This window comes from Peribacillus kribbensis DSM 17871, from assembly GCF_000430765.1.
Classification (GTDB): domain Bacteria; phylum Bacillota; class Bacilli; order Bacillales; family DSM-1321; genus Paraperibacillus; species Paraperibacillus kribbensis.
Genome location: NZ_KE387245.1, coordinates 147,313 through 159,628, shown reverse-complemented (window position 1 = coordinate 159,628; position 12,316 = coordinate 147,313). Strand labels below are relative to the sequence as shown.

The window sequence follows — 12,316 nt, the reverse complement described above, 5'->3', positions numbered from 1 at the left end:
GCGTGATTGTCAAATAATTAGAGGGAGAAATTCCCCTTAATTCGTAAAGTGAAGTAAAAAGAGCTTTAATAAAGGGAGAAATTCCCTCTATTGACGAAAAAAATGTGAAAATGAGGGATTTTTTTTCCGATAACGGGAAAACCTCCCCTTATTTCAACCCAAACAAGCTCTTTTCTGAGTTTAAGGGGAAATTCTCCCCTTATTTTGATCTTGCCGGTGACTCTGATGATGGATAAATCGTCTTTATTTAAAAGGGTGTTATTTTAAAAGCAAAACGGGACAAAAGGGTTTTTGGATTATTATGCTGATGGTATAATTTAGAAATTACTAAAAAGGGGGAATAATCATAAAAGAGTCTAGAGTAAAAATCCGGAATTCGGCAAAGGCAGTCATTTTAAAGGAAGATCAGCTTCTCCTCACCAAAAACCAGGACGAACAGGGAGTCTTTTATCTCTTTCCAGGCGGAGGGCAAGAACACGGGGAAACGCTGCTGGATGCCGTAAAAAGAGAGTGCATCGAGGAGATCGGCATGGAGGTGGAGCCTGGTGAATTCTGTTTTCTCCGTGAATATATCGGGAAAAACCATGAGTTTGCTTCTTTTGATTCCGGCGTTCATGCGGTGGAGTTTTATTTTTCATGTTCCTTGAAAGGAGAGCTCAAGGGAGATGACATTCCTAGCAGCCCTGATAGTGACCAGATTGGAATTGAGTGGGTAAGGGTCATGGAACTGGAGAATGTAAGGATGTACCCCAAAGGAATTGTAACATCGTTAAAAAAATATGTTGAAGGCAGGAAGCCATCCATCTATTTAGGGGATATCAATTAAATGATTCATTTTCCGGGGACAAACAGTGGAGAGGTGCAAGACAAAGTTAAGGCTCAGCTTGAGCGATATTTAGAATTGATGGACAGCAGGCTTCCTCAATTGCTGGGTTCTTTCTATTTATATGGCTCTATCTCTTTAGGAGCGTTTAAAGAGGGATTCAGCGATATAGATTTTATAGGTGTATTACATACAAATGAGATAAAGGAAAATACTTTACTGATTTTAAAGGAAATTCATACAGTTATCAAAAAAGAATTTCCGGATACAGACCTTGACGGGTTTTATTTTTTTGAAGATGGTTTGGAAACTTTGGCAAAAAATCCTGTTCCAGTTTTGCGCTTTAATTCTGGCAGTTATATCGGGACCTTGACGTTTTATAGAAATTCCATAGATACCTTTCAATTAAAAAAGTATGGGATTACAGTCCGAGGAAGAAAAATCGAAGAAGTTCCGCTGCATGTAGACTGGGAGCAGCTTCTTAGCGGGATGAGAGAAAACTTAAACACCTATTGGGCGGGCTGGGCAAAGCGAAGCAGGACATTTCCTTCCCTTTATTTCTTTCAGGGCTATTTGAGCTTAAACAGCATCGAATGGGGAGTTCTGGGAGTTACCCGTCTTTATTATACATTCAGGGAACGTGATATCACCTCAAAGGCTGAAGCGGGTGAATATGCGCTTATGAACGTACCGGAAAAGTGGCATAAAATAATCGAGGAGGCACTGAGGCTGAGAAACAAGAAACCGCCAAAGTCCAGTTACAACTCGTTAATCCGAAGACGGAATGAGGCTCTTGCTTACATGGATTTCATGATAAAAGAATGTAATGAACGGTTTGAAAATAATTAAAGGAGAGCCCGGGGGCTCTCCTTATTATACTTCCGCTGTATGTGTCTTGAATTTCCGTTTAGCGATGATTCCAAGGCGGATGGAAAGAAGGATGGAAACAACAGCAAGGATCATGATCCAAGCCACTACTCCATGCCAGCCGAATCCGCTGTATACCGCACCGCTTGCTGTTCCTCCGATGCTTGAACCGGCATAATAAAAAAATAGGTACAGGGAGGATGCCTGAGCTTTATCATGGGAAGCAAACTTGCCTACCCAGCCGCTGGCAAGGGAATGTCCGGCAAAAAAGCCAAAGGTGAAGACAGCCACACCAACGATTTTTACCCAAAGAGAAGCATCAAGCGTAATGAATGCCCCTATGAAAAGGATGAATAGGGAGAGCCCTAAAATGACCCTTCTTCCATATTTGTCAGCCAGCATCCCCATCCAGGTTGAACTGAATGTGCCGACCATATAGACGATGAAAATGAAGCCAACCAATGTCTGGCTTAAAGAATAAGGCGGACGGATCAGCTGGAAGCCGATATAGTTATATAATGAAACAAAGCCGCCCATCAGTAAAAAAGCAATGAGAAATAGATAAACCAGCCCTGGTTCCTTGAATTGCGAAAATAAAGTTTTTGCTAATGATCCTATTTCAAACTTTCGCGGATGGAAATTCACAGAAGGAGGAAGGATCCTCCAAAAGACCACTCCGGCAAGCAGGCTGACCAGTCCGACACCGGCCAGTGCCGCATGCCAGCCGAAATAATCCGTTAAAAAGCCGCAGATGATTCTTCCTGCCATTCCTCCGATTGAATTTCCGCTTATATACAGCCCCATGGCCATTCCAAGGCTCCTGGGTTCAATTTCTTCACCCAAATAAGCCATTGCGACAGCCGGCAGACCCGCCAGCGTAATTCCCTGAAGGATCCTGAAAAGAATCAACAGATGGAAATTGGGCGAAAACGCTGTAAGGACTGATAGAAGGGAGGACACGACAATGGAAAGAGTCATGATCGATTTCCGCCCAAACACTTCTGATAAAGAACCGGCTATTAAAATACTGACAGCTAAAGCAATAGTGGTGGAAGAAAGGCTTAGGCTCGAGAGTGCAGGAGAAATATGAAACTCCCGAGCAAGCTCCGGGAGCAGCGGCTGGGTGCCCCAAAGTATGGCGAACGTGCTGAATCCTCCGGCAAATAAGGCCAGATTCGCTTTTTTGAATGTGCGTGTCCCTCGTTGTATATGTGCCATGAATCGAAAATCCTTCTTTCATCCGAACGAATTATTTACATTCCCCATGATACACCATTCCTGTATAGAACACTAACAAGTCCATCTTGTAAATCGGAATACTGCTTATCAAAAAACAGCTTGATGGAATTTTTTTAAAAAATGGCGGTTTTCGAAGGAGAAAATAAATTAAATGTATCCAGCAAATCAAGCAGGATTCCGCTGGACATCCAAAAAGGAGACTCGCCGTTTCCCATAACACTGCGGGCAAGCCGGCCGTAAGTTTATTCTATTTAATAAGATGCTTTAGGATTATGATCCCAAAGGTAGATGGCAGCACTTAAAAGGTTAATATCTTCTTCAAGCTCCGACTTCATGGCTTCATCAGTGCAGGAGTAATATTCCCCCACAAGTCTGGAGAGTTCCCCTGTGATGAGTATCATTAAAGTCTCCACCTCGCTTAATCCGTATCATTATTATGTAATATTCTTGAAATAAAAGTCAAAAGAGAACCCCTTGGATCAGGGGTTTTTTCGATGTTCGATTCCGTTTAGGTATGAAGCGGGAAAATCAGAAGAAAATAAAGAGGTGAATCAATAAGGAATTCGCGGGAGTATTGCCCGACTTAATATAGGAGGTACATTATGTGTCCTGAAGGAAACGAGCACTCAGGTAAATCGGAGGGACAGGGGACGCTGAAATGGTGGCAGCTTTCACTGATTGGGGTAGGCTGTACGATTGGGACAGGTTTTTTTCTTGGTTCAGCCATTGGAATAAAGACGACCGGTCCCTCCATTGTTTTTTCCTTTCTTTTAGCAGCACTAGGTACATATACAGTTTATAATCTGCTGGCAAAAATGACGGCAAAGGATCCACAGGAAGGCTCTTTCTGTTATTATGCTGCAAAAGCATTCGGTAAGTGGGCGGGATTTACATGCGGCTGGAATTATTGGAGCTCGAACATTCTGATCATGGGCAGCCAATTAACCGCACTCTCCATTTTGTCGAGATTTTGGTTTCCTCAGGTGCCCCTTTGGGTTTTTGCGGCAGGATATGCCATCCTCTCGATTATTGTAGTCCTTACGGGTAATAAAGGATTTGATAAGGTAGAGGATTTCCTGGCTATTGTAAAAACAGCGGCCATTCTGATGTTCATCGTCCTGGCAGGTGCGGGGCTGTTTGGCCTGCTTCATGGCGGAACGGAGCATCCCGGTCTTCCGGGGAGTGCCCATGAATTGTTTCCTGAAGGATTTATCGGATTTTGGTCTTCCCTTATCTATGCGTATTATGCCTATGGAGGCATCGAAGTGATCGGTCTCATGGCCACAAGGCTGAAGGAGAAGAAGGATGCACCGAAGGCCGGTGTCATTATGCTGATTCTTCTAGTGATCTTATATGCGGTCTCGCTCGGATTCGCTGTCATGATGGCAGCTCACGGTGCTTTCCAAGAAAAAGAAAGCCCCTTTGTGACTGCAATGGATCATTACCATTTATCCTTTTTTCCGCATGTATTCAATGCAGCCATCATAGTAGCAGGTTTTTCAACCATGACTGCAGCTTTATTCGGCGTGACTACCCTCCTTGTTACACTCTCAAAGGACGGCGATGCGCCAAAACTGTTTTCTAAGAAGATAAAGTGGAAGAAGCTTCCTCTTCCTTCGCTGACACTTGCCGCCATTGGGATGCTGCTCTCCATCGTGACAGCTTTGCTGCTGCCGGGAAAGATTTACGAATATATCACTACAGCAGCTGGTCTTCTCATTTTGCTGAATTGGGCCACCATACTCGCATCTGCCCTAAAATTCCTTGAACTCAAGGCAAAAGGGAAGATGCTCGCCTATCTCGGATTGCTCCTTATCGCAGCAGCAGCCTCAGGAACCCTGCTGGAAAAAAACATCCGCTACGGCTTCTTCGCGGCCCTTCTCTTTGTCGCCATCATCGGGGCAGCAGCCTTTATCATGCAGAAAAAAGTCTGGAAGCATCAAAATTAGGATTTATGGGGGCTGTTCCCATTCCACGGCCTCATTTCCCAACGATACTCATGGCCAGCGACTTGAATCCTTTTCCGGGCATACACAACTTTAAAAAAGAGAAAACACTAAGCCGCATCCCGGGAAATGGAGGACTCTTCCCGTAAATTTAGTGATTCAAGTTTAGATCTATAGAAATATGTCTAAACGATAAGGAGTAACTTGGTATTTGTCTCTGATGGCGCGACAAAGTTGGTATTTATGTTTGTTGTAAGCAGATGTCCGTACCTATATCATTGAAGGTGGAATCAATTCTCTAAGAAAGGAAGAGAGAGCTATGGCTCAAACAAACATAAAAGTAGCTGTCCAGAAATTCGGGAACTTCCTGAGCTCTATGGTTATGCCGAATATCGCAGCTTTTATTGCATGGGGTTTAATCACCGCTTTGTTTATACCTACAGGGTTTACACCAAATAAGCATTTTGGTGAAATGGTCGGCCCAATGATTACTTATTTGCTTCCATTGTTAATCGCTTACACTGGAGGTAAAATTGTCCATGATCACAGGGGAGGGGTCGTTGGTGCGATCGCCACAATGGGTGTCATCGTAGGATCCGGCATCCCGATGTTCCTGGGCGCTATGATTATGGGTCCACTTGGAGGCTATGTAATCAAGAAGTTTGACAAGATGATTGAAGGCAAAGTAAAAGCCGGATTTGAAATGCTCGTCAATAACTTCTCTGCAGGAATCCTGGGCGGACTTCTTGCCATCCTATCCTACTGGGCAGTCGGCCCGGCAGTTACAACCTTTACGGGCTGGCTTGTAAGCGGTGTCGACTGGCTTGTCGGAACTGGACTTCTTCCATTGACAAGCATCATCATCGAACCTGCGAAGGTATTGTTCCTGAATAATGCCATCAACCATGGGGTTCTTTCTCCAATCGGAATACAGCAGGTAAAGGAATCAGGGAAATCTGTTCTGTTCCTGCTTGAAGCCAACCCAGGACCTGGTATCGGTGTTCTCTTGGCATACTGTATCTTTGGAAAAGGTACAGCAAAAAGATCTGCACCAGGTGCAGCGATTATTCACTTCTTCGGGGGGATCCATGAGATTTACTTCCCATATATCCTGATGAAGCCAATGCTGTTTATCGCTGTTATCCTTGGAGGCATGAGCGGTGTGTTCACCCTTGTTCTTTTAGGCGGTGGATTATTCGCTCCATCTTCACCAGGAAGTATCCTGGCGATCACTGCGGTTACTCCGCACCATGCGAGCGCTTATATCGCCAACTTCGCAGGTGTAATCGTTGCTGGTATTGTTTCATTCCTGATTTCCTCCGTCATTTTGAAAACAGGGAAGCAGTCAGATGAAAATCTTGAAGATGCTGCCAAAAAAATGCAGGAAATGAAAGGGAAGAAAAGCTCAGTTGCAGATGTATTTGCATCCCAGCCAGGCAATGTGCCTGAAAAGGTGAACAAGATCATCTTCGCCTGTGATGCAGGTATGGGTTCAAGTGCAATGGGAGCATCTCTGCTACGCAAGAAAGTCAAGGAAGCAGGACTGAGCATCTCTGTAACCAATACAGCGATCAATAATCTTCCAAATGATGCGGAAATCGTTATCACACAGGAAGAGCTCACACCAAGAGCACAGAATAAAGTTCCGAACGCGTACCACATTTCAGTGGATAACTTCCTATCCAGCCCAGAATACGACAAGCTTGTCGACCGTTTGAAAAATGGCGGCCGGGACGGATTGGATGAGGTGGTGGAAGATGCGGAAGCGAATGTACAAGGTGTTCACGGAGATATTGTTGAACCGAGCCTTGACAGCAGCAAAGTGTCTGACCAGGAACAGCTCACTGCCGATACAGATATCCAGGAACATGACAATGATCTATTGAAAGAAGAAAATGTCTTTTTAAATCAATCCTTCGCAACGAAGGAAGAGGCAATCCGCTTTGCCGGACAGGCGCTTGTCAAAGCTGGCTATGTTAAGGAAAGCTATGTAGAGGCCATGATTGCGCGCGATCAATTGACTTCAACCTATATGGGCAATGATGTAGCGATTCCTCATGGTACTGAAGAGGCGAAAAAGGATGTGCTAAAATCCGGCTTCACAGTTCTTCAAGTTCCGGAAGGCGTAGATTTTGACGGACAGAAAGCACGATTGATCTTCGGAATCGCCGGTAAGGACGGCACACATCTTGAAATTCTGTCAGGCATCGCCGTAACATGCTCCGATATGGAAAATATCGAAAAGATGGTACAGGCTAAGAGTGCCAGGGAATTGATGGAAATCATCACCCAAAATAAATAAACACCTATGAATAGAAAAGCGGAATATCTGCTTTTCTATTCACTGTTTTAAAAGATAAATCATCTGAAACGAGCTGTTATATATGTTAATCACGTCAAGGGAAAAATCTATTATCGATTTGATTATCAAAACATCAGGAAAACACAGCCCGGCTTCACTAGCTTCATTCCTGGGGGTGAGTGTCAGGACCATACAGCGTGACTTGAAATCAGTGGAAAAGATTCTTGAAGAATTCGGACTTTCCCTTCGCCGGAAAACGGAGGAGGGACTCGCCATTGATGGACAGGACGAAAAAATATTCCGGCTTATTCAATTTCTTCTCGGCATCCATACCGTAGACCAGACACCAGAGGAGCGCAGTCTGAAATTACTGCTTGCACTGCTTCAGGAGTCTGAAACCTACAAGCTTCAGGGACTCGCAGTTGAACTGGGAATCAGCATTGCCACTTTAACAGCAGCCTTGGATGAGATGACTTATTTCCTCAAGGGATACCATATAGAGCTCACCCGGAAGAGGGGAGTCGGCATTGAGGTAAAGGGCAGTGAAGCAGACAAACGGAAGGCACTGGCTTCTTATTATCTGATTCATTTTAATTATGAGCTGATCGAAGCTCTTTTTATCATGACGGAAGATACATGCAGTGAAGAAAAAATCCTGCAATTTTTCAAACCGGAATATCTTCTGGAAATCGACCGGCTGGTCAGCACCATTGTCAATACAGGTCCTTCCAGGCTTGCAGACAGCGACTATGTCGGCTTGATTGTACAGCTGGCCATTACCATGCAGCGCACCGAATCAGGTTTTCTTTTGGCTCAGGAAGGGCAGTCTAATGAAAGTCTTGTGGATGAAATGAGGCTTATACAAAAAATCAGCGAAGAAATTGAAGCGAAATTCCGTATACCGTTCACAGAAGAGGATAAATTCTATCTGGCTGTGATTTTAAAAGGCTCGAAACTGCAAGATCCTAACATGATACCTTATGGTTCTGTGGTTCTCGGAAGGAAAATCAAAAGTCTGATCGAGGACGTTTCAGCGCAGCTGCATGAGGATCTGACCAGGGATTTTTCCCTGTATCAGGGCCTGCTTGCCCATATGGAGCCCTCTTTATTCAGGCTGAAGCAAAAGATGGAGCTTTACAATCCATTGGCCGAGGAAATTAAGCATAATTACAGTGTTTTATTTATGGCCGTGAAAAATAGTCTGGGCATGCATTTTTCAGAATTTGATTTTCCCGATGATGAAATTGCCTTTATCGTGCTTCACTTTGGCTCTTCTCTTGTCATGAACGAGGAAACGGTCTCCATCAGGGCGCTGCTTGTCTGTCCTACCGGAATAGGCACGTCTAAAATGCTGGCCAGCCGGGTAAAGAAAGAAGTCCAGGAAATTACGGCTGTCGATATAAAATCGATACGGGAAATCGGAAAGAAAGAGAGCCTTGCTTCTTATGATCTCATTATATCCACTGTGAGGCTCCCGATCTTGGGAATCGATTATATCCTTGTCAGCACTCTGCTGAATGATGAGGATATCTCAGCTATCAGGAGCTATCTTGGCAGGAATGTAGAAAAGCTTACGAGGAATAAAAACATCCATCCTATACAGCCTGCAGAGAAAAAGCCCAAAAAAGAGTTATCAGAGATTATGCAGGATATAACGGATGTTCAAAGAAGCATAAACCAGATAATCGGGAATTTTCGTTTATTCCGGATCAATGAGCCTTCAGGACGCAGGGAAATCATGAAAAGGATGCTTGAGGAAGATCAGGACAAAGCACTTCTAAGTGATATTACAGGCATCCTGGAAGCCTTGATGGACCGGGAAGAAAAAGGCGGCCTTGGGATACCGGAATCAGCCATGGGACTGTATCATTGCAGACATCCGGAAATTAAGAGTCTTATTTTTCAAATTGCCCATCTTCAGGAACCCATTGACATAAGAGGCATGGATGGGAGCATGATAAAAATGAAGAACCTGCTTCTCATGCTTGCACCAGAAGATTTAAATGAAAGAGAACAGGAATTGATTTCCCTGATCAGCACCTCCCTGATTGAAAGCAGGGAAGCCATGATGATTTATTCTTCCTCTAATGAGGAAAGTATACGAATAAGACTTGAAGAATTATTCTTGGATTATTTACACCATAATTTGATAAAGGAATGATGGAAATGAAAACAGCTGTACATTTTGGAGCAGGAAATATCGGAAGAGGATTTATTGGAGCACTATTCTCGCAGTCCGGCTATCATGTAACATTCGTTGATATTGCAGAACAAGTGATCAACAAGCTGAATGAAGAACAGCAGTATGATGTGAAGCTTGCGACTGAAGAACAGGAATCTGTAACGATAAAAAATGTATCCGGCCTTAACAATATGACAGAGGAGCAGAAGGTAGTAGATGCGATTAAATCTGCGACGTATTTAACTACTGCCATTGGACCGAATATCCTTCCAAGGATTGCAGGGCTTATGGCAAAAGGGATCGCTGCCCGCGTTAAGGAAACAAATGAAAAGCTCTACGTCATTGCCTGTGAAAATCAAATTTCAGCTACAGACCTTTTAAAAGGATATATTTTTGAAAGTCTTGATGACGAAACAAAAGCAGCGCTTGAAGGAAAAGTATACTTCTTTAATTCAGCCGTTGACCGGATTGTGCCGATTCAGAACAACCAGGGTTCACTTGACGTGCTTGTTGAACCGTACTTTGAGTGGGTGGTTGAAGCAACAGAAGAAATTCCTCATGTTGAGGGTATGAAGATCGTTCCGGATCTTGGGCCATTCATTGAACGGAAGCTGTTTACCGTTAATACCGGTCATGCTGTCATAGCCTATCTTGGCTATTTGAACAAAAAGCAGACAATCGACCAGACCCTGGCTGACGGCGAGATTGTGGCTCAGGTCCGTGCGACCCTTGAAGAGACAGGTAACTATCTGATCCATGAATATAAGCTGGATGCAAACGAACATCAGCATTATATCGAAAAAATCATTTCAAGATTCCAAAACCGATTCTTAAATGATGATGTAACAAGGGTGGGACGCTCTCCGCTAAGAAAGCTCGGCCCAAATGACCGCCTTGTAAAACCAGCTGTTGAAGCAGAAAAGGCCGGCCTCTCTTTTACAAACCTGGCAAGAGCCATTGCATCTGCCTTGCTGTTTGATTACAAGCAGGATGAAGAGGCAGTGAAGCTTCAGGCTCTGTTAGCGGAAAAAGGAATTGCAGGCACACTAAAGGAAGTCAGCGGACTTTCAGAAGACAGTGCTATTACCAAAGAAGTAGAACGCCATTACAATGAATTAACAAAATAAAAAACACCCTATGGGCTGTCTCAGTTCAAGGATCAGGATCTGCATGCAAATGATGCAGAGATTGTCCTCCTGCTGAGGCAGCCTTTTCTATTTCCCCTCTAATCCTTTTAGGGAAGAGTTATTCTATTTTTTCAGGGTATTTAAAACTAAGAATAGATCCCTTTTCCGAGAGGAGAAACATGATGATTTTTTTATTTCTAATTTTATTCATCCTGCTTATCGTATGGGCACGCCGATATATAGGAGAAAGACCCAAAGCGTCCACAAGCAATGGAGCTATCATCATGGCCGGAGGAATATTAATCAATGGAGCGATGAAAAAGATGCCGGTACTCGCTCATCTTCTTTCTCACTGTCTGGCTCTTGCACTCCTTCCCGTGATAGGGTGGCTTGCCATAGAATACGGCAGGGATGCACGGGATGGTTCGTTTGTTCAGCGGCATCTCTCGAATCCTGTTTCAAGCTTTGGAACCGGCACTTGGATTGCCGCTTTATCGGTAACGGCTGTCTCCCTTAAGAGCACATGGCCGGGATTAAAGCCTGCAGCTGAGTTATTGCTAAGCTTATCCGTTGTTTTATTGATTCCATTCATTCTTCTTGTTATCCGGAATTATGTCTGTTTATTCAAAGAGCCGGAACGCCGCAAGAATTTAAACGGAACCTTGCTGCTGGGTTGTGTGGCGGTGCAATCGGTCGTCATTTCAGCAGCAGCCTTATTGAAGGAGCCTGCTTTGCATGGGGTATTTATATGGATGATCATCCTGGGAGGCCTGCTCTACTTGCTGGGATTTGCCTCCATTTTATCATCACTGATTAAACAGAAGAAAATCGATCTGCAGAATGGGTGGACCAATACCAATGTGATCGTGCATGGAGCTGTTTCCATTACAGGACTGGCAGCTGTTTCAGCTCCTATAAAAGACCCTGATCTTGCAGCTACTTTCTGGCTGCTGGCAACAGTCTTAATCCTTATTGTAGAAGGAATAGAATTGGCAAGGGCAGGTGTAAGGGTCCATGCGAAAGGATGGAGCAAAGGGCTTTTTTCCTATCATCCCTCCCAATGGTCGAGAAATTTCACTTTAGGCATGTATATCGCCTTTACCATCAAGGCCCCGCTTACCAGCAGCTTCCTTTCTGGCTCAACCGTTTCGGTTGTTCAACATCAAATTATTGGGATAGGGAAATATGTCGTTCTTATTTTATTTGTAATAGAATTATTCCTTGGCCTTAAGCATTTGATGCTTTTAGGCGGGAGGAAGATGGTTGAAGTTGGTTAAATGTCTTGAAAAGAAAAAAAGCTGCTCTCCTGTTAAGGAGATGCAGCCTGTTGATTGTTTACTGGTAAAGACGTTCATCCAGATATAAAATCCGGTGTACCAATTCTCTATCGGAATTTAAAACACCAATTACAATTTGGTTTTCCTCGGTCAGGGTTATATATTTCAGCTCTTCACCGCCCGGCAGATGGAAAGCGCCTTCTGCGGTTTCAAGCCTTGCTGTTTCATCTTCTACGTACGTAAGAAGGAAGGTTCCCTCAATCTCTGAAGCCGGGCTTCCTGCCCACTTGTTTATAAAATCTGTTACAGAGTTCTGTTCGATGGTGGATAATTTACTTTTGAATGCCAGTGTATTTTTAGTATATGTCTTCAACTTTTATCACTCCCTGAATAAAAGTGTAAACCTATTGAATGTTTACATCAACAGCCTCCTGTTAACAATCCATTTACATTATGATTACTTCTTAACACAGTAATTTTTTTACATTCAAGCAAAAATAAGAGATACTCAAAATAAACATATGGGAGGATTGGATTTTATTAGAAGGCGGGC

The 12,316-nt window shown here is 43.7% G+C and carries 10 protein-coding genes; 7 read left to right on the top strand and 3 right to left on the bottom strand.

What is annotated here, in order from left to right; translation table 11 throughout:
• Positions 1 to 340 precede the first annotated feature (340 nt).
• Both H539_RS0127295 and H539_RS0127290 read left to right on the top strand, forming a co-directional pair.
• Complete coding sequence (locus H539_RS0127295; protein WP_026696164.1) at positions 341 to 826, top strand: NUDIX domain-containing protein; 486 nt, start codon at positions 341 to 343, stop codon at positions 824 to 826.
• On the top strand, positions 827 to 1,672 hold the full coding sequence (locus H539_RS0127290) for an aminoglycoside adenylyltransferase domain-containing protein (RefSeq protein ID WP_026696163.1): 846 nt from the start codon (positions 827 to 829) through the stop codon (positions 1,670 to 1,672). It abuts the gene before it with no gap.
• Between the two features lie 24 nt (positions 1,673 to 1,696).
• Here H539_RS0127290 and H539_RS0127285 read toward each other — a convergent pair whose 3' ends face one another.
• Positions 1,697 to 2,908 (bottom strand): MFS transporter, encoded by a 1,212-nt coding sequence (locus tag H539_RS0127285; protein ID WP_026696162.1) that lies wholly within the window; start codon positions 2,906 to 2,908, stop codon positions 1,697 to 1,699.
• Between the two features lie 272 nt (positions 2,909 to 3,180).
• Complete coding sequence (locus H539_RS31900) at positions 3,181 to 3,330, bottom strand: hypothetical protein (protein WP_155890309.1); 150 nt, start codon at positions 3,328 to 3,330, stop codon at positions 3,181 to 3,183.
• Between the two features lie 201 nt (positions 3,331 to 3,531).
• Here H539_RS31900 and H539_RS0127270 point away from each other — a divergent pair, with 201 nt between their 5' ends.
• The 5 genes from H539_RS0127270 to H539_RS0127250 all read left to right on the top strand — a co-directional run bounded on the left by H539_RS0127270 (position 3,532) and on the right by H539_RS0127250 (position 11,763).
• Positions 3,532 to 4,878, top strand: a complete 1,347-nt coding sequence (locus H539_RS0127270) for an amino acid permease (RefSeq protein WP_035324332.1) — start codon at positions 3,532 to 3,534, stop codon at positions 4,876 to 4,878.
• A gap of 316 nt (positions 4,879 to 5,194) precedes the next feature.
• On the top strand, positions 5,195 to 7,177 hold the full coding sequence (locus H539_RS0127265) for a PTS mannitol transporter subunit IICBA (RefSeq protein WP_026696160.1): 1,983 nt from the start codon (positions 5,195 to 5,197) through the stop codon (positions 7,175 to 7,177).
• An 82-nt stretch (positions 7,178 to 7,259) separates the two neighbouring features.
• On the top strand, positions 7,260 to 9,338 hold the full coding sequence (locus H539_RS0127260; protein ID WP_026696159.1) for a BglG family transcription antiterminator: 2,079 nt from the start codon (positions 7,260 to 7,262) through the stop codon (positions 9,336 to 9,338).
• Between the two features lie 5 nt (positions 9,339 to 9,343).
• Positions 9,344 to 10,486, top strand: coding sequence for a mannitol-1-phosphate 5-dehydrogenase (locus tag H539_RS0127255; protein WP_026696158.1), 1,143 nt, complete (start codon positions 9,344 to 9,346; stop codon positions 10,484 to 10,486).
• Positions 10,487 to 10,665: 179 nt separating this feature from the next.
• A complete protein-coding gene (locus H539_RS0127250; RefSeq protein ID WP_155890307.1) occupies positions 10,666 to 11,763 on the top strand; it encodes an SLAC1 family transporter in 1,098 nt (365 codons plus the stop codon).
• A 58-nt stretch (positions 11,764 to 11,821) separates the two neighbouring features.
• Here H539_RS0127250 and H539_RS0127245 read toward each other — a convergent pair whose 3' ends face one another.
• Positions 11,822 to 12,136: a hypothetical protein gene (locus H539_RS0127245; protein ID WP_026696156.1), complete on the bottom strand. Its 315-nt coding sequence runs from the start codon at positions 12,134 to 12,136 to the stop codon at positions 11,822 to 11,824.
• Positions 12,137 to 12,316 lie beyond the last annotated feature (180 nt).